The organism is Bacteroides sp. HF-4919 (assembly GCF_018860125.1).
In genome coordinates this window covers 288,071-306,015 of the sequence record NZ_JAHKNF010000007.1, presented here as the reverse complement: position 1 = coordinate 306,015, position 17,945 = coordinate 288,071, and the positions used below count along the sequence as shown (strand labels likewise).

Sequence of the window (17,945 nt, the reverse complement as noted above, 5' to 3'; positions counted from 1 at the left end):
AAACGAAAAAAACAGAGCCTCTGTTGGCTCCGGGCAGAGGCTCTTCCGGGTACAGACAGAGCCTCCGGAGAGCAGAAACGGAGGCTTCGTCCCGGACGTTGGAGACACGGAAAGTGGACCAGCCTTCGAGCCACCTCTCAAACAGTGCTGTATCCCTTTATTCATGGGTGTTTGAGCGTGTTCGAAAAACTGACTGAAATCGATTGGTGGGCCATATAATAAATACTAACAAAAAAAGATATATGAATATATCAGTTCAGATCGTGCGCAATCGGTGAGAAATGATTCCGGATTTGTCGGGAGTTATCCCCCTTTCATCGGTTTTGCTACCGTTATTGACGAAAAAGCCTTTCCGGGTGGTGGCAAATGACCTATCTTTGTGGACGAAGATTAGATGAAATAATTAACAATGAAATGATATATGGAAAAGAAAGAGTTTTCATCTCCCGCTCGGAGATACGGTAAGTTTTTTATTGCCTTTATTTTTATAACGGCAGGAGTGCTTCTACTGGCCCGTAATCTGGGATGGATTACTTATGCCCTGTTTGACCTATTGGTGTCCTGGCAAATGCTTCTGATTCTCTTGGGAGTATACCTGATGTTGCGTCGTCAGATTCTGCGGGGATTGATTCTGGTTGGCATCGGGGCCTATTTAATAAGTCCGCATCTGGGATGGTTTCCGGCGGGAGTCCATATCACTCTTTTCCCGATTATATTGATTGTTATTGGACTCGCTTTTCTATTCAGGCCGAAACGTGCCCGGCACGAACGGATGCGGAGGGGAAACTTTGCCAGCAGCCAATATAACTCTACGGATGGAGTGCTTCACTCGGAGAATACCTTCAGCGGTATCAGGCAAGTGGTGCTCGATGAATTCTTTAAAGGCGGGACGATACAGAACTCGTTTGGCGGGACGATTATTGACCTGCGGCGTACGACCCTTCCCGAAGGTGAAACGTTTCTCGATATTGATTGTACATTTGGTGGAATAGAAATTTATGTGCCTTCCGATTGGAAAGTAGTGTTTCGGTGTAACACCTGCCTGGGCGGATGTCAAGACAAACGTTTTGGTGGAGGTGTGATCGACCAGAACCGGATATTGGTCATCCGGGGCGACTTGACATTCGGAGGTATTGAAATAAAAAGTTGAAAATAAAACATGGATATACATCCTATACAAGAATCTTCCCGACGGTGGATGACGGCATTGATATTGGCCGTTGCCGCAGCAGGGATACAAACAGCATTACTTTGGGGCTATGCCGGGGCCGACACGCTTCCGGCTGCAATAGACGGCTTTTTATCCGTCGGTTTGCTTTGCCTCCTGGCCTATCTGGCATGGTATGTCATCGGCCTCGTCTCCATATTGCAAACAGATCTGCTGATAGCCGCCCTGGCGCTGCTTTTTTGGCTGGCGGGAGGCTTTGCCGTGCAATATGTGATGGAACAGAACCTGGGACAAGTCTATGCGTCTTTCGGAGAGACGCTCCCTTTCCGCATACTGTTCGGAGCATTGGCTTGGGGAGTGATGATGTTGTGGTATCGTTTACAGTCGTTGAGCACTGTTCAGGAGGAGATATTAGAAGAGGCTGTTTCAAGAGAAGAAGCCCTTCGTGAAGAACTGAAGCAGACCGGATGCCGCGAAGAGAAAGCGTCGTCGGAAGAGGCGGAATGCATTGACCGCATCACGGTGAAAGACGGTACGCATATTCACCTGATCTGTACCGACGAATTGCTGTACATACAGGCATGTGGCGATTACGTCACATTAGTGACCCCTTCGGGACAATATGTCAAAGAGCAGACGATGAAGTACTTCGATGCCCATCTGCCGTCGGCCGGATTTGTGCGCGTACATCGCTCTACGATAGTAAACGTGACACAAATATCACGGGTGGAACTCTTCGGGAAAGAGAACTATCAACTCTTACTGAAAAATGGGGTCAAGCTGAAAGTGAGTAACTCCGGATATAAGCTGCTGAAAGAACGGCTGGAGCTATAATAACTCCTATCTGGGAATAAACGGAAGGGTGTAGCCATACGAAGCGGATGGCTACACCCTTTTGTGCCTGGGGCTACACCCTTTCCTCCGGATGGCTACACCCTTTCATAAAAATCTTATGGAGAAAGGACCGGTAGCCGGAATAGATTTATTATATTTGCACTAATTGCAAAAATATAATATTCTATGACTGAATCGGCTCCGATGCCTTTATACAACGAGTTTACTTGCTTTCTGAAAAAATATTTTCCTTACAAGGTGCAGAAGATATCTCTCAATGCGGGTTTTACATGTCCCAACCGGGACGGAACGAAGGGGCTGGGAGGCTGTACATATTGTAATAACCAGACATTCAATCCCGAATACTGCAAAACGGAGAAATCCGTCACCCGGCAACTTGAAGAGGGGAAGCAGTTCTTTGCCCATAAATATCCGGATATGAAATATCTGGCCTATTTTCAGGCTTATACCAATACTTATGCCGAACTTGAAGGACTGAAACGGAAATACGAAGAAGCTCTGAGCGTAGATGGTGTAGTGGGATTGGTCATCGGTACACGTCCCGATTGCATGCCGGATCCTCTGCTGCATTATCTGGAAGAGCTGAATAAACACTCTTTCCTTTTGGTGGAGTATGGCATTGAAACCACCCGGGATGCTATACTCAAACGCATTAACCGGGGGCATACCTATGCCGATACGGTAGAAGCTGTCCACCGGACCGCAGCGTGTGGTATTTTAACCGGGGGACACGTCATTCTCGGTTTTCCGGGAGAGAGCCGCGAAGAGATCATTGCCCAGGCGGCAGAGTTGTCACGTTTGCCCCTGACTACTCTCAAGATGCATCAGTTGCAGCTGATACGTGGCACGAAAATGGCACGTGAGTTTGAACTCCATCCCGAAGATTTTCATCTCTTTAGTGTCGACGAGTATATCGATCTGGTAATCGATTATGTGGAACATCTGCGTCCCGACTTGATACTCGAACGTTTTGTTTCACAATCACCTAAAGAACTCTTGATTGCACCCGACTGGGGATTGAAGAATTATGAATTTACAGCCCGCGTGCAAAAAAGAATGAAAGAAAGAGGTGCTTATCAGGGAAAGGCATACTGGGTTTAGAAAAAAAGAACTATTTTTGCGAAGCGAATGAGTTGCGAGTTACGAGTTGCAAGTTTAGAGTGCCGTTGGGTGTTGTTACTCGTGCCCCGTAATTAATTAAACTAAAATATAGAATGGAACAGAAAACAAGAATTAAAGGAAACGTTCATTATGTGGGAGTTAACGACCGTAACAAGCACCTCTTTGAGGGAATGTGGCCTTTGCCCTATGGAGTTTCGTATAACTCTTATCTGATTGATGATGAAATGGTGGCACTGATTGATACAGTGGATATTTGCTATTTCGAAGTATATCTTCGTAAAATCAGAAGTATCATAGGCGACCGTCCTATCAACTATTTGATTATAAATCACATGGAACCGGACCATTCAGGTTCTATCCGATTGATTAAACAGCACTATCCTGATATTGTAATCGTTGGCAATAAGCAGACTTTTGGAATGATCGAAGGTTTCTATGGTGTGACAGGCGAGCAATATCTGATAAAAGATGGTGATTTCCTTGCTCTCGGATGTCATAAACTGCGTTTTTACCTTACTCCGATGGTGCATTGGCCGGAAACGATGATGACATTCGACGAAACGGATGGTGTACTCTTCTCCGGTGATGGGTTCGGCTGTTTCGGTACGCTGGATGGCGGATTTGTGGATACACGCATGAATATCGATCACTATTGGGGCGAAATGGTACGTTATTACTCCAATATCGTCGGAAAATACGGTTCGCCCGTACAGAAAGCTTTGCAAAAACTGGGAGGACTTCCCATTTCGACCATTTGCTCTACACACGGTCCGGTATGGACCGAAAATATCACTAAGGTGGTAGGCATTTACGATAAACTGAGCCGCTACGATGCAGACGAAGGTGTGGTGATTGCTTACGGAAGCATGTATGGCAATACCGAACAGATGGCGGAGGCCATTGCTGCCGAACTGTCGGCCCAGGGAATTAAAAACATTGTGATGCACAACGTCAGCAAGAGCAATCCTTCTTATATCCTTGCCGATATCTTCCGTTACAAAGGGTTGATTGTCGGCAGCCCGACTTACAGTAACCAGATTTTTCCGGAAATAGAGTCACTTCTGTCCAAAATACTGGTACGTGAGTTGAAAGGACGTTATCTGGGCTATTTCGGTTCGTTCACATGGGCCGGTGCCGCTGTGAAACGCATGGCCGAGTTTGCCGAAAAAAGTAAATTCGAACTGGTCGGCGACCCTGTAGAGATGAAACAGGCCATGAATGATATCACCTATCAACAGTGTGAGAATCTGGCGCGTGCCATGGCCGACCGTTTAAAAAAAGACAGAGTATAAGTTACCCCTAATTTATTAACCTGATAAAAACAATCGAACATGAGACTAATCATTCAGCCGGACTATCAGTCCGTTTCTCAATGGGCAGCACATTATGTTGCTGCTAAGATCAAAGCTGCCAATCCTACTCCGGAAAAACCTTTCGTATTGGGTTGCCCCACCGGATCATCTCCTCTGGGTATGTATAAGGCACTGATCGACCTGAATAAAAAAGGAATCGTATCGTTCCAGAATGTTGTTACTTTCAACATGGACGAATATGTGGGACTGCCGAAGGAACATCCGGAAAGCTACTATTCTTTTATGTGGAACAACTTCTTCAGCCATATCGACATCAAACCGGAGAACACGAACATTCTGAATGGGAATGCTGCCGATCTGGATGCTGAATGTGCACGTTATGAAGAGAAGATCAAATCGTATGGTGGTATCGACCTGTTTATGGGAGGTATCGGTCCCGACGGTCATATCGCTTTCAACGAGCCGGGTTCTTCACTGAGTTCTCGCACTCGTCAGAAGACACTGACTACGGATACGATTATCGCTAACTCCCGCTTCTTCGATAATGATATCAACAAGGTTCCCAAAACTTCGTTGACAGTCGGAGTAGGTACTGTGCTTTCTGCCCGTGAGGTGATGATTATCGTAAACGGCCACAACAAAGCACGTGCATTGTATCATGCCGTAGAAGGTGCTATTACTCAGATGTGGACTATCAGTGCGTTACAGATGCACGAGAAGGGTATCATCGTTTGTGACGATGCTGCTACTGCCGAACTGAAAGTAGGTACTTACCGTTACTTCAAGGACATCGAAGCAGATCATCTCGATCCGCAATCGTTGCTGAAGTAATACATAAGCATAAAAATAAAGAAGAGGATAGGTCAATCGTTTTTTCGGCCTATCCTCTTCTTTTTATCGGTCTGATACATGAAGTCCGGTTGGGCGGGACTAATCTTTCAGACCGTCTTTGATCCCTTCCATTGCTTTCTCGCCTTTCTTCACAGCTTTTTGGGTACCTTCTTTCACATCTTTTGCTGCATCCTTCGCTGTGTCTTTGGCTTTCTCAAAAGCGTCTTTGGCACCCTCTTTCAAGTCATTGCCTATTTTCTTCAGCTTCAGGGCGGCATAAGTGGATTCCAGTTTTACTATCTCGTCCTTTTCGTTCGAGGTCATTTGCTCACTGAATTTGTTATAACTGTCTTTTAGCTTCGTAAATTGCTCGTCAGCTTTTTCCCAGTCGGCTTTTGTATAGTCCTGGGCGTTTTTTTGTACGTTTTCGACAAAAAGCTTGAAGCCGTCCAGATACGACTCCTTTGTTTGGCTGCATGCGGTGGCAATGGCCAGTACTAATGCAAGGAATAATACTTTCTTCATAATCAAATACTATTGTTTAGGTTTTATATATTAACACCGTGTATTTGAAAATTGTTTGCCCGGGTCAGGATTCTTCCAGTTCCCCTTTTCCTTGCCGGACGATGGTTACCTCTCCGTCAGTACAGTTTACGATGGTCGAAGGTTCGATTCCGCCGATTCCTCCGTCGATCACAAGATCTACCTGGTCACCGAACTTCTCGTCTATCAGCTCCGGGTCAGTGATATACTCTATGTCTTCGTGTTCGTCATGAGGCAGGGTAGTGGTCATGATCGGAGCATCCAGCAGACGCGCGATCTCCCGGATGATGTGGTTGTCCGGCATACGGATACCCACTTCCTTCCGGTTACGGAAGATTTTAGGCAACCGGTTCGTTCCGTTCAGAATAAAGGTGAAGGGACCGGGCAGGTTGCGTTTCATCAGTTTGAAGATGTTATTGTCTACCTTGGCATATTCGCTGATACTGCTCAGGTCGTAGCAGATGATAGAGAGATTGTTTTTCTTTGGGTCTATTTCCTTAATCCGGCAGATGCGCTCGATGGCACGTTCCTTCAGGCCGTGGCAACCGATGGCATACATGGTATCCGTGGGATAGATAATCAGTCCCCCGTCATTCAGCAGGTCTACAATCCGTTGCAGGTTCTGGGGATTATTGTTTTTCTCGTAAAGTTTGAGTATCATAATTGTTCGTTATTTAATCTTCTTTTTTAAGAAATCAAGTGCTTTTTCTACGGCTTTTTCCTTTACTTTTTCCTTCACGGAATCTTTATTGGCCGTAGTTGCCGAATCCAGTCCCAGTTTTTTCCCTATTTCGCTGATTGCCTTATCTGTGACTGCTTCCACTGCCTGGTTGGTCATGCTTTTCGTATCCAGTGAAACTTTGGGCGAAGAGAAAGTGCCCCCTATTTTCAGGTCGAGTGTAGTCAGTTTGGCAATATCACCCGCTGATGCCGGTAGCTTGATTTTTCCCGAGTAGTCGATGGTCTGGTCAAGTCCCGTACTTCCTGAAAGGTTCATCACATAGTCTCCTAACTTAATGTCGAACGGTTCGGTAGACACCCTTCCCTCCTTGATGGTGAAGTCCAGCGTCATGTCCTTCACTTTCATTTCTTTGAGTTCAGGCTTCTTTACGGCATCGGCTATCTGGTCGATGACCTTTACACCGCTGAGGCTAAGGTCTTTGGTCGAAAGGCTGCCATTGCCTTGCATCGTATCCATGACGGGCTCCATCCGGTTGTCGAGCAAAGTCTGCACATGCATGTTGCCGGAGAAGTTTCCTTTCAGATTCTCGAAAATAGGAGCCATTTGCTGTACCATATTCAATTCTTTGTAGGCTTGTGCAAAGCTGAGTCCCTCCAGGCGGAACCCCGCATTCATCTCCGGTTTTTTAAAGTCGGCGGTAGAATAATATCCGTTCATAATAGCCTTGCCTCCCATGGTGTTCATCGACAAGTTTTTCATATCCACTTTTCCGTCTTTTACAACCAGTTTTCCATTCATATTCGTAAAGGCCATCTTGTCGAACAATACCTCTTTCAGGTTGGCATCCATCTGGAAATCGATATTGCGTGGAACCTCTATCAGGCTGGCTGCTTCATCGGGCGAAGCTGCCTGTGCCGTTTGGGTGGTACTGTCGGTTGAGGCTGTCATAAAGTCGTTCAGATTGAGATGGTTCGACCGGACATTCAATGTACCTTTCAATGTAGTGCCTTTCAGAGCATAACCCATGTAATTTTCGAACCGGCTGTCGGCGGTAAGGTCGTTCTTGCCAATAACTACTGTGGTCTCGCTGAGTTGCAGATATTTCGGAGTGAAAGTGAACAGGGATTGTCTGATTTCTACATCAGGTATCTCTTTCATTTTTAGTTTCATGTCGCTAAGGGCGATGGTACCCGATGCGGAGAAACGGTCATATTGCTCTTTTTCGATGTACGAAAGGCGTCCGCCCATCTTCATATCCGCGCGAATGGTGCCATTCAGTTCCATGTCGTCCAACGGGTATACTTGCTTGATCATTCCTAAATTAAGCACTCCCTTTGCTTCGGCTGTAAAGTCCGGATCGCTGACCGGTGTCTTTATATCGGCAGTCAGGCTAAACGGGTTGTTTGCCAGACGGAAGCTGAAAGGACGAATGTTGATTTCTGTCAGGTCGATATTACCTCCCGGGTTACGTACTTGTGCGTCAATGTTGATCTGGTCGACTCCTGCCGGCAGGGACGGATAACGGAACATGGCATTCTTTACTGATAATTGCACATCGAACCGGGGGACGGTATCACCTTGCAATACTCCTTTTGCCGTGGCTTCGAGGGTAGCGGTTCCGTCTGTTTTCAGATTCTTGAATTCTTTGGAGTAGATGGCTGGTATCAGGGACAGAATTTCCTTAAAGCCCACTTCGCTGGTATTGAGCTTCAGGTCCATGTCGATGGCAGGATCTTTCAGTTCTACCCATCCGTCGATGCCTGCCTTAATGGCGTTGAGGCGAAATTCATTCTTTTTCAGTGTGAATTTGTGATGTACGAGGTCAGCGTCCACGTCCATTTTGGCATAGATGTTGGCTTGTGAGAGGAAGGGAATACCATTCATCTTATAAGTCAGGGCTTCGGTCTCTGCTTCTAAATTGAGCAAAGTCTGGTCGCTGCCCAAGTCGCCCGAGCAAAGCGCATTGAAATTGTGTATGTCGGCATACATGGCGGACTGCCGGTCGTCATACACCACATTCATGTTCTTGATAACAAAGCGCTGAAGTTTAACCCGGAAGGGAGAAGATTCGCTGCTCTCCGATGTCTCGCTGACGGTGGCTGAATCGGGTTTCATGATATCCCAGTTGGCTTTGCCGTCAGGAAGTACGATGGCATGTAGCCAGGTATCTGTGACAGATACTTTGGAAACATCGTATCCGCTGTCTCCGAAGAGCGAAAACAGGTTAATGGCGGCAGTAACTTCACCGGCTTTCACCAGCGTGTCGTTTTCAAACGCTCCTGTTCCTTTCAGCCAAAAATCGTTTAAGGTAACGGAAGCTTTCGGGAAATTACGGAACAGACTGATGTCGAGGCTGCTGAAATCGAACCGGGCGTTCAGCATTTTGTTTCCTTCGGCTTTTACGATACCTTCAATTTTGCCACGGAAGGCAAAAGGAAGGAGAAACATCAGTATCAGGATGACACCGATGACGATTGCTGTAATTTTGAGTCCTTTTTTCATAATTGCACTGGTTGTTAGGTTGATAGTGATAACAAAGTTAATAATAAAAGACGAGAAGTCCAAGGTGATGATGGATTATGTTTGGATAGGAGCAAGTTAAGCTCACCACAGAGTAACACGGAGTCTCACAGAAATTTTAAGTACCTATAATAAAAGATTAAAACTCTGTGAAGTTCCGTGTTACTCTGTGGTGAATCGACTTCAAGACCATTGAAGAAATGAACTTATCTTATTTCTTCTTTTTTCGTAATTCCTCTGCGATTCGCCATTGTATGGCCGCTTCTGTCTCTTTCCCCACCTTCAGCAGTGCATCTCCAAAAAGTTCGTGTGCACCTGGATGTTCCGGTTTCAAGGTGGTTGCTTTGTCGAGATCGGCCAAGGCGCCTTCCGTATTCTCTGTTTTCAGACGGAGTTTGCCCCGGTTGTAGAGTGCCTTGAAATCTGTCGGACGAAGACTGACTGCCCGGTTCAGGCAACTCTCGGCATCAAAGAACTCTTTCTCGTTGAAAAGTGTGATTCCTTTCCGTATCCATGCATCGGTGTATTCGGGATATAGTTCGATTGCTTTGTCGTAATTGGCCAGTGCAGCCCGGGTATCATGTGCCTGGGTGATGCATTCGTTGCCCATCAGCAGATATTCCCGCGCATACTTTTGCAGACTTTTTTGCTGTGCGGCCATTTGTTCCTGTAACTTCCTTTTCTGTTCACGCAACAGGTTGATGACACCCAGTTTCCGGCGGATCAGTCTCCGGGCGGTAGGCTTCTCTATGTCGTAACGGGAGTGGATGGCCAAGAAAAACTGTTCAAGACACGATTCGAAATCTCCTTTGTCGAAAGCATGGGCAGCTGCGGCATATTGCACATCAGCTTGTGCCTGTTTCAGAGCTTTGTCGATAGCTTGCCGGTTGTTGAATCTTCCGGAAAAACTTACGATTTCGGGACGGACAAAGATGTCGGCACGGCTGACAGGCTTTTTTAATTGAATGCCCTCGAGCGAGGTGCAACGGCTGAGAGCTACGTATGCTTGTCCTCCGGCGAACACTCCACCGGTGAAGTCGATAACTACGCGACTGAAGGTCAATCCCTGGCTTTTGTGTACGGTGATGGCCCATGCCAGCCGAATGGGATATTGAGTGAAGGTGCCTAATTCTTCTTCTTCGATCTCTTTTTTTTCTTCATTGTACTTATAGCGAATGTTTCGCCACGATTCACGGTGGACATCGCACTCTTTACCGTCATCGGTGATGACATAGATGATACCGTCGTTATCGATTCCGCTTACTACACCGATGGTCCCGTTCACCCAGCGGCGTTCAAAATCGTTCTTGATAAAGATGATTTGTGCTCCGGGTTTCAAAGTCAGGTCCTTGGATGTCGGCAGGCTGCTTTCGGGAAAATCTCCGTTGATTTCGCCTTCGAATACTACCGGATCTCCGGGGAGTTCGGCAAGTCGTCGGTCATTGATGGTTTCCACCGTATCGCGACGGGTGGCAAGGGTGATGTACATATCCTCTTCCGAGGCATCGATGGGAGCGCCATAGCGGGTATTGAGCAACTGAAGGTCTGCGGCTCCGGCAGCTCCGCTGCGAATGTGATCGAGTACGCTGACAAAAACCGCGTCCGACTGCCGGTATACCTTTTGCAATTCGATGGATACCAACTCTATTTCGTTGAAAACCCGTGCCGAAAAAAAGTAAGGAGTGGGATAGAAGCGGTTGATAATTTCTCGTTCGTCTCCTTTGATCACCGGTTCCAGCTGGAATACATCGCCCACCAGTAAAACCTGTTTCCCGCCGAATGGGTCACGCAGGTTGCGGCTGTATACTCGCAGGATGCGGTCTACGGCATCAATCATATCTGCCCGCACCATCGATATCTCGTCGATAATGACCAACTCTACCTGTTCCAACAGCTTCCGATGGGGCTTGGTATACTTGAAGAATTCGTGGATACGTCCCCGTTGCAGGCTTAGGTTGGGGTCGTCGGGCAGCAATGGATGGAAGGGGAGCTTGAAGAAACTGTGTAAAGTACTGCCACCGGCATTAATGGCGGCGATGCCGGTGGGGGCCAGTACGATATGCTTTTTCTTGGTGTTCTTGCAGATATACTTCAGGAAAGTCGATTTACCCGTCCCCGCTTTTCCGGTGAGGAAAACCGATTGCCGGGTGTACTGAATCAGGTTCAGTGCATCCTGAAATTCTTTATTGCCGGTGTCTATAGTAAATTCCACGTCAGATGATACCGAAATGTTTTAATGCTTTTTGTATGCCGTCTTCGTCCACCGATGCAGTCACATAATCGGCTGCCTCTTTGACTTCGTCGTTTGCATTGCCCATGGCCACTCCGATGGCTGCATGGCGCAGCATGCTGATGTCGTTGCCTCCGTCGCCGAATGCCATTGTCTCTTCCAGGCGAATGCCGAAATGGCGGATGATTTCGTCTATCCCTTTTTGCTTACGGATACCTTTTGCCACAACATCTGTGAATGCCGGAAACCAGCGTCCGGACTCACAGTGCGGGAGTAAAGGCAATATGTTTTTTTCGTCTTCGGTGGTGATGAACGGGGTCATCTGGAAGATCTCGGTTTGGGTAGCTTCGGCAGTAGTCTGAACGGGCAGGATGTCTACATGCAGGAACTCGTGGAAAATTTGGTTTACCAGTTCGTTGGGGTTGCAGACGGCTACGGTATGTTCGGCGACAAAGATGCAGGGAAAACCTTTCTCGTCCGAAAGGGCAGCAAGTGTCTTGACATCTTCTGCCGGGATGGAATGTTTGTAAATCACTTCATCTCCTACAAAGCAGTATCCTCCGTTCATGGTGATGTAACCGTCTATCAAACTTTGTTTCTGGAGGGCCGACAGGTTGTTAATAATCGCTTTCGGACGTCCGGTAGCAATGAAAATCTTAATTCCTTTAGCTTTGGCTTCGGTTATGGCCGAGAGGGCAGACGAAGGAATTTCGTGCGTGTTGAAACTAACCAACGTCCCGTCTATATCAAAAAACAGGGCTTTTATCATACGTCTTTTCTTTAATGGAGCACAAATGTACTGAAAAAGCCTGATATAGAGTAACTGAATACCACAATGATGGTAAATTTTAACTGCTGTCTGCTAAAATAGCTCATTTGGTTTCATTATGAAACAGATGAATTGTACATTTGCAGGCTGAACTTAAAAAGAGAACCCTTATGAAATATAACTTTGATGAAGTGATAGAACGCCGGAGGACAGACTCGGTGAAGTATGACGCAGTGCCGGAACGTTGGGGACGAAATGACTTGCTTCCGATGTGGGTGGCCGACATGGATTTCCGTACTCCACCTTTTGTGATAGAAGCCATCCGTCGCCGGTTGGATCATGAAGTGTTGGGATATACTTTTGCCTGCGAAGCCTGGTATACATCCATTATCAACTGGCAGAAAGAACGCCATGGGTGGAATATTACCCGGGAGATGCTGACATTTACTCCGGGAATTGTGCGTGGACTGGCTTTTGCTTTGCAATGTTTCACTGTTCCGGGCGATCGGGTGATGGTGATGCCTCCTGTCTACCATCCGTTTTTTCTGGTAACGGAACATAATCATCGGGAAGTGGTCTATAGTCCGTTGGTCTTGGAAGATGGACAGTATCAGATCGATTTCGAACGTTTCCGTACCGATGTGAAAGGATGCAAAATACTGATCCTTAGTAATCCGCATAATCCGGGAGGACGTGTATGGACCCGGGAAGAGTTGGCTGAGATTGCGGAAATCTGTTATGAGAATCAGGTTTTGGTCATTTCGGACGAAATCCATGCCGACCTGACATTGCCCGGATATACGCATCCCACTTTTGCGTTGGTATCGGAGAAAGCCCGTCGGAATTCACTCGTGTTTATGTCGCCCAGTAAAGCTTTCAACATGCCGGGACTTGCCAGTTCGTACTGTATTATAGAGGATGAAGACATTCGTCGTCGTTTCCAGGCGTATATGGAGGCCAGTGAGTTCAGTGAAGGACATTTGTTTGCTTATCTTGGAGTGGCCGCTGCTTATAGTAATGGAACGGAGTGGTTGGATCAGGTGTTGGAATACATTCAGGGAAATATTGATTTTACGGACGAATATCTGAAAGCGAATATCCCCGTAATACGGATGATTCGTCCCCAGGCTTCTTACTTGATTTTCCTGGACTGTCGCGAACTGGGACTGTCGCAGAAAGAATTAGTAAGTTTCTTTGTTGATGATGCACATCTGGCACTGAACGATGGTGCAATGTTTGGCAAAGAGGGAGAAGGATTTATGCGTCTTAACGTGGCTTGTCCGCGAAGTGTGCTGAAGCAGGCACTGGATCAGATAAAGCAGGCATACGGGAAGAAGCATGACACAATAGCATAATTTGTGGAATTTATATAAAAAGACTTTCAGGATGAAAAAAAATAGTTTCGAGACACAAATACTGCATACTCCTTTTGAGAAAGAGGATGCATATCATTCTCTTTCCATGCCGGTATATCATACTGCTGCTTATGAATTTGAAACTGCTGAAGAGATGGAAGCTGCTTTCTGTGGACGGACAGCCGGACATGCTTATTCACGAATTACAAACCCTACAGTGCAGTACTTCGAGCAACGCATACAGGCTGTGACTGGTGCGTTGAGCGTGACGGCATTGAATTCCGGAATGGCTGCCATCAGCAATGCTCTGATCACTTTGGCAAGTACAGGAGCTAATATCGTGACTTCGGCGCATTTATTCGGCAATACCTATTCATTCCTGAAAAGTACGTTAGGAGCTTTTGGGGTAGAAGTACGTTTCTGTGACCTGACATGTCTTGAAGAAGTGGAGAGGCAGATCGATGAAAATACTTGTGCGCTTTTTCTGGAGGTTATTACCAATCCGCAGCTGGAAGTGGTCGATTTGAAAGCCCTTGCCGGTATTGTCCATAGCGCCGGAGTACCATTGCTGGCAGATACAACGGCGGTTCCTTTCCATGTGTTTCGTGCCGCGGATTTCGGAGTCGATATTGAGATTGTGTCCAGTACGAAATATATTTCGGGAGGAGCTACCTGCATTGGAGGACTGATAATTGACTATGGCACCTTTGATTGGGGCCATTCCGGTAAGTTGGCAGCTTTGAGTACAGAGACTGGGAAGGAGGCTTTTACCGCCAAACTCCGTAGGGAGATTCATCGTAATCTCGGAGCATACATGACTCCCCAGGTAGCTTATATGCAGACACTCGGGCTTGAAACAATGGAAGTCCGGTTTGCCCGGCAGGCGGAAACATGTTTGAAACTGGCACGGTGTTTGCAAGAACTGCCGGAGGTTGAGTCGGTGAATTATACCGGCTTGGAGACCAATCCGTTTTATGAATTAAGTACCCGGCAGTTTGGTTCTCTTCCGGGCGCGATGTTGACGTTCGACCTTCCTTCGCGTGAAATATGTTTTCGTTTCATAAATCGGTTGAGAATCATACGTAGGGCCACGAACTTATTTGATAATAAAACGTTAGCTATCCATCCGGCAAGCACAATCTACGGTTCGTTTACCGAGAAGCAGCGCCGGGATATGGACATCAGTCAGAAAACCATTCGCCTTTCGGTAGGGCTGGAACGGACTGATGACCTGCTGGAAGATATCATACAGGCTCTGAAAAGCTAAATTTATCATTTACAAACTTTATACAATGCTGCCAAAAAAAGAAAACCTGGAAGAAAAAGAGAGAACGAAACATACGGTTGATAGTCTGTATAAAGACTATGTCGACGACTTGTTTTCGTATGCTTTAGGATTCGGGTTTGATAAACAGGCAGCGATGGATGCCATTCATGACGTGTTTTGCAGGGTATGTATTCGTGAGAAGGATGTTCAGGAGATACAGAATCCTAAATTTTACTTGTTGCGTGCCCTGCGAAACCAATTGATTGACACCTATAAACTTAAACGGAACTATTCGGAGGTTCTTACCGGTGAGATTACCGATGAACTTCCATACAGAATCAAAATCACCGTGGAGGATGAAATGATCGCGGCGGAAGAACAGGCGGAAGTGTCACAGAAAGTCGATGAAATTCTGAGTGTGCTGACCGAACGCCAACGCGAGATTATTTATTTACGCTACATGCAGGAATGTTCCTATGAGGAAATTGCGGAGATCATGCAAATCAGTGTTCCTGCTTGTCGTAAACTGCTCTATCGGACCTTACTTAAACTGAAGCACAATAATACGTTAGTGCTCTTCTATCTCTTGCTTTCTATTAATGTTGGTTAAATAAGGCACCAATTTAAATTTTATTCGGGAAAAGTGGGTATGAAACCTGTGCCCGTTCGTGTTCTATGCAGACAATAGTGTTATTAAACTCTTTAAGCACCTATTCTGAATGGAAAAAACGAAGCGGGATAGCAGACATATTGATCCTTTGAAAGATGAAGAGAAATTCTTCCAGTGGTTAAAATTCAAGAGCGTTCGGATGAACAGGGAGCGTCTCTCGAAAGATGATCATGAGCGTCTTCGTCAGCGGATCCATGCTTCTCTGCGCATGTTGCGACGGAAACGAACCATCAGGAGGGGCGCTTATTATGGTATATCCGTGTGCATCGTTATTGCATTAGGAATCATTTCTTATTTGAATCGTTATGAGAGAGTGGAACCGGTAACGCCTGTTACTGAACAAAAAGCGGAGATTGTCTGGCAACCTTTGAAATCAGAAGATATCCGTCTGGTAAGTGGCGACAGTATAACTTCGTTCCGGCAAAATGTACACCTGCTCTTAAGTAAGGATGGATCAGCCATGGTCTACCACCCCAACAGCGGGCAAGAAAAGATCAGGATGGAACAGAATGAGGTCAATAAGTTGGTGGTTCCTTACGGTAAACGGTCGAAGGTGAAGCTGGAGGACGGAACAGAAATCTGGTTGAATTCCGGTTCTGTTCTTAAGTTTCCTACCCATTTCTCGGGAGAGAAGAGGGAAGTGAGCCTGAAAGGCGAAATGTATGCCGAAGTAGCCGCAGATAGCAAAAAGCCTTTCATAGTGCATACGGCACATTTCGATGTGCAGGTATATGGTACCCGATTTAATGTATCGGCTTATGAAGACGAGGCGGTTCCTTCGTGTGTACTTGTGGACGGCATAGTCGGATTTCGGCCGGAGTCCGGTCCTGAGATACGCATGAAAGCAAATGAAAAAGTGCTCTACGATGGGAAGCAATGTGAAAAAAGAAAAGTTAGTGCCTCCAGATATACCTGTTGGAAGGAAGGTTATTTGGAATTGGATGATGCCAATATGGTGGATGTACTGAATCGGATAGGACGATATTATAATCTGTCGTTTAACTTCGGTGACAAGAAGCACCTGACCGGTAAGAGATGTTCGGGAAAGATCTATTTATCCGATAATATTGATAATGTATTGACGACTATATCATTGCTGTATTCTACTGATTACAGGAAAGAAGAGCGGACTATTTTTATATCTGAGAACCCATAAAATGGTAGAGCCTATGGAATGACACTGAACACTATGACACACGCACACACACAACCCCCACAAAAAGGATAGAGTGATATCCTTCCTCTAACTTACACACACGACTACATATCAGAGCCGGGAAGCATGGTTATGCCCTCCGGGAAGGGATGCAATGGCCTGAAATTAGTATTATAACAACTGGAACAAAGCATGAAAAGAGAACGTATAGTAAGAACTGAAAACATTGATAAACAGAGAATAAAATATAGAGTATTGTTTGGCTTTATTTTCATTATGTGCTGTAATGGGGCAGCTTTATCGTCAGAGGATGTTAAGATGCCGGACTGGAAATTTTCTTTTAATCTGAGACGTGTGCCGATCATCCGGGTTTTTGATGAAATCGAGCAAAAGAGTGATTTTGTCTTTGCGTGGGCTTGCGATATAGACACCGAGATTCATAAGGAAATAAGTATTTGTGTTTCGGAAGAACCTATCCAAAGAGTGATGGAGAAGGTTTTAGAAGGATCGGGACTCGTTTTTCAGAGACTCGACAGGCAAATCGTGGTTTATCGTTTGTCGGAGCACAATGCCTGTAGAGCAACTGTTCGCAAGGATAGTGTGAGGGTAATGACAAAGGTGGGACCAAACGACTGATAGAGGGATTGGCACCGACTCTTTATCGTTTTTCGTTCCACTCTGTCAGGAGTGCTAAGTCGGGTATGCGGATTTCTTTCCGGTGGAGTTCCAGCAGATTTAATTCCTGCAATCCGTTGAGGGCTTTTGATACGTTCAGGCGAGTATCATCCAGTATGCGTGCCAGATCATCCATTTTCACTTTAAACAGTTTTTCACCTGTCATTCTTTCGATATGGGCCAATATGAAACGTATTATTTTATCTTCAATGTCCTTGGGAGCTCTATCCCACAAACGAGTGTAAAGGTTCTGTGCACGATTGCTGACGATATTCATATAGTTGAGGCGGAAAATATCGTATTTGAACAGTTCACCCATAACGAATGATTTGCTGATGCTTACCATTTGTGCTTCTTCATTATGAGGAATGTAGGTAGATATATACCGGGTGTTCATTCCAAACATGGAGTAAGGTTCCAATACGGCAGGAACTTCGAAATACTCTATGACAGTCAATGTCTCGTCTTCCGATACGGTGACGGAAGAGAGCTTACCTTTTAGCAAAAAAAGTAACTGGTCACATACTTCACCACTTTTTATCAACGGTTCTCCTGCTTTATGACGGGTGAAATGAAGTTTTACTTTTTCTAATATATTTGTGAAATCCTCATGACAAAGTCCCTGAAACAGGGGGAGTTGTAACAAGGTGTCGAACATGGTTTCCATATATCGTAATCTTCTAATTTGAAGGCAAATGTAACGATAATAGGGGTTGACTGAAACCATCTTCCCCTTCTTTTTGTTTTTTTTATTATTTCTTAAAGATGGTAGTGATTACCTAAAACAAT

General features: G+C 45.8%; 16 protein-coding genes. 10 read left to right on the top strand and 6 right to left on the bottom strand.

Annotated elements, in window-relative coordinates; all coding sequences use genetic code 11:
• Window positions 1-421: 421 nt before the first annotated feature.
• The 5 genes from KO473_RS14160 (at window position 422) to nagB (ending at window position 5,289) form a co-directional block, all read left to right on the top strand.
• On the top strand, window positions 422-1,150 hold the full coding sequence (locus tag KO473_RS14160; RefSeq protein WP_005810098.1) for a LiaI-LiaF-like domain-containing protein: 729 nt from the start codon (window positions 422-424) through the stop codon (window positions 1,148-1,150).
• A 9-nt stretch (window positions 1,151-1,159) separates the two neighbouring features.
• Window positions 1,160-2,002, top strand: a complete 843-nt coding sequence (locus tag KO473_RS14155; protein ID WP_122130485.1) for a LytTR family DNA-binding domain-containing protein — start codon at window positions 1,160-1,162, stop codon at window positions 2,000-2,002.
• A 186-nt stretch (window positions 2,003-2,188) separates the two neighbouring features.
• Entirely contained in the window at window positions 2,189-3,124 is a 936-nt protein-coding gene (locus KO473_RS14150) for a TIGR01212 family radical SAM protein (protein WP_122130484.1), read from the top strand.
• Between the two features lie 113 nt (window positions 3,125-3,237).
• On the top strand, window positions 3,238-4,437 hold the full coding sequence (locus KO473_RS14145; RefSeq protein ID WP_122130483.1) for an FprA family A-type flavoprotein: 1,200 nt from the start codon (window positions 3,238-3,240) through the stop codon (window positions 4,435-4,437).
• Window positions 4,438-4,476: 39 nt separating this feature from the next.
• On the top strand, window positions 4,477-5,289 hold the full coding sequence (gene nagB / locus KO473_RS14140) for a glucosamine-6-phosphate deaminase (RefSeq protein WP_005775719.1): 813 nt from the start codon (window positions 4,477-4,479) through the stop codon (window positions 5,287-5,289).
• Window positions 5,290-5,388: 99 nt separating this feature from the next.
• Here the strand turns inward: nagB and KO473_RS14135 are convergent, their stop codons facing one another.
• The 5 genes from KO473_RS14135 to KO473_RS14115 form a co-directional block, all read right to left on the bottom strand.
• Window positions 5,389-5,814, bottom strand: a complete 426-nt coding sequence (locus KO473_RS14135) for a DUF6565 domain-containing protein (protein WP_005810092.1) — start codon at window positions 5,812-5,814, stop codon at window positions 5,389-5,391.
• A gap of 64 nt (window positions 5,815-5,878) precedes the next feature.
• On the bottom strand, window positions 5,879-6,493 hold the full coding sequence (locus KO473_RS14130) for an L-threonylcarbamoyladenylate synthase (RefSeq protein ID WP_122130482.1): 615 nt from the start codon (window positions 6,491-6,493) through the stop codon (window positions 5,879-5,881).
• A 9-nt stretch (window positions 6,494-6,502) separates the two neighbouring features.
• Complete coding sequence (locus tag KO473_RS14125) at window positions 6,503-9,016, bottom strand: AsmA-like C-terminal region-containing protein (protein ID WP_122130481.1); 2,514 nt, start codon at window positions 9,014-9,016, stop codon at window positions 6,503-6,505.
• Between the two features lie 229 nt (window positions 9,017-9,245).
• A complete protein-coding gene (locus tag KO473_RS14120) occupies window positions 9,246-11,246 on the bottom strand; it encodes an AAA family ATPase (RefSeq protein WP_122130480.1) in 2,001 nt (666 codons plus the stop codon).
• 1 nt (window position 11,247) lies between these two features.
• Complete coding sequence (locus tag KO473_RS14115) at window positions 11,248-12,033, bottom strand: Cof-type HAD-IIB family hydrolase (protein WP_005775725.1); 786 nt, start codon at window positions 12,031-12,033, stop codon at window positions 11,248-11,250.
• 170 nt (window positions 12,034-12,203) lie between these two features.
• On the opposite strand from KO473_RS14115, the gene KO473_RS14110 reads away from it, so the two are divergent.
• The 5 genes from KO473_RS14110 (at window position 12,204) to KO473_RS14090 (ending at window position 17,117) form a co-directional block, all read left to right on the top strand.
• Window positions 12,204-13,388: a MalY/PatB family protein gene (locus KO473_RS14110; protein WP_216035130.1), complete on the top strand. Its 1,185-nt coding sequence runs from the start codon at window positions 12,204-12,206 to the stop codon at window positions 13,386-13,388.
• Window positions 13,389-13,419: 31 nt separating this feature from the next.
• A complete protein-coding gene (locus KO473_RS14105) occupies window positions 13,420-14,655 on the top strand; it encodes a PLP-dependent transferase (RefSeq protein ID WP_122130478.1) in 1,236 nt (411 codons plus the stop codon).
• A gap of 25 nt (window positions 14,656-14,680) precedes the next feature.
• Window positions 14,681-15,265, top strand: a complete 585-nt coding sequence (locus KO473_RS14100; RefSeq protein ID WP_005810078.1) for an RNA polymerase sigma factor — start codon at window positions 14,681-14,683, stop codon at window positions 15,263-15,265.
• A 109-nt stretch (window positions 15,266-15,374) separates the two neighbouring features.
• Window positions 15,375-16,481, top strand: coding sequence for a FecR family protein (locus tag KO473_RS14095; RefSeq protein WP_005775729.1), 1,107 nt, complete (start codon window positions 15,375-15,377; stop codon window positions 16,479-16,481).
• Window positions 16,482-16,673: 192 nt separating this feature from the next.
• The gene (locus KO473_RS14090; protein WP_032542818.1) at window positions 16,674-17,117 is read left to right on the top strand and encodes an STN domain-containing protein; all 444 of its coding nucleotides are present in this window, start codon (window positions 16,674-16,676) and stop codon (window positions 17,115-17,117) included.
• A gap of 22 nt (window positions 17,118-17,139) precedes the next feature.
• Here KO473_RS14090 and KO473_RS14085 read toward each other — a convergent pair whose 3' ends face one another.
• Window positions 17,140-17,883 carry a Crp/Fnr family transcriptional regulator gene (locus tag KO473_RS14085; RefSeq protein WP_122130477.1) on the bottom strand — a complete coding sequence of 248 codons (744 nt, stop codon included), beginning with the start codon at window positions 17,881-17,883 and terminating at the stop codon, window positions 17,140-17,142.
• Window positions 17,884-17,945: the final 62 nt, after the last annotated feature.

What these genes read in the sequence shown, in the direction of transcription:
- KO473_RS14160 (WP_005810098.1), top strand. Translation starts at nt 422, where the DNA reads ATGGAAAAGAAAGAGTTTTCATCTCCCGCTCGGAGATACGGTAAGTTT.
- KO473_RS14155 (WP_122130485.1), top strand. Translation starts at nt 1,160, where the DNA reads ATGGATATACATCCTATACAAGAATCTTCCCGACGGTGGATGACGGCA.
- KO473_RS14150 (WP_122130484.1), top strand. Translation starts at nt 2,189, where the DNA reads ATGACTGAATCGGCTCCGATGCCTTTATACAACGAGTTTACTTGCTTT.
- KO473_RS14145 (WP_122130483.1), top strand. Translation starts at nt 3,238, where the DNA reads ATGGAACAGAAAACAAGAATTAAAGGAAACGTTCATTATGTGGGAGTT.
- nagB (WP_005775719.1), top strand. Translation starts at nt 4,477, where the DNA reads ATGAGACTAATCATTCAGCCGGACTATCAGTCCGTTTCTCAATGGGCA.
- KO473_RS14135 (WP_005810092.1), bottom strand. Translation starts at nt 5,814, where the DNA reads ATGAAGAAAGTATTATTCCTTGCATTAGTACTGGCCATTGCCACCGCA.
- KO473_RS14130 (WP_122130482.1), bottom strand. Translation starts at nt 6,493, where the DNA reads ATGATACTCAAACTTTACGAGAAAAACAATAATCCCCAGAACCTGCAA.
- KO473_RS14125 (WP_122130481.1), bottom strand. Translation starts at nt 9,016, where the DNA reads ATGAAAAAAGGACTCAAAATTACAGCAATCGTCATCGGTGTCATCCTG.
- KO473_RS14115 (WP_005775725.1), bottom strand. Translation starts at nt 12,033, where the DNA reads ATGATAAAAGCCCTGTTTTTTGATATAGACGGGACGTTGGTTAGTTTC.
- KO473_RS14110 (WP_216035130.1), top strand. Translation starts at nt 12,204, where the DNA reads ATGAAATATAACTTTGATGAAGTGATAGAACGCCGGAGGACAGACTCG.
- KO473_RS14105 (WP_122130478.1), top strand. Translation starts at nt 13,420, where the DNA reads ATGAAAAAAAATAGTTTCGAGACACAAATACTGCATACTCCTTTTGAG.
- KO473_RS14100 (WP_005810078.1), top strand. Translation starts at nt 14,681, where the DNA reads ATGCTGCCAAAAAAAGAAAACCTGGAAGAAAAAGAGAGAACGAAACAT.
- KO473_RS14095 (WP_005775729.1), top strand. Translation starts at nt 15,375, where the DNA reads ATGGAAAAAACGAAGCGGGATAGCAGACATATTGATCCTTTGAAAGAT.
- KO473_RS14090 (WP_032542818.1), top strand. Translation starts at nt 16,674, where the DNA reads ATGAAAAGAGAACGTATAGTAAGAACTGAAAACATTGATAAACAGAGA.
- KO473_RS14085 (WP_122130477.1), bottom strand. Translation starts at nt 17,883, where the DNA reads ATGGTTTCAGTCAACCCCTATTATCGTTACATTTGCCTTCAAATTAGA.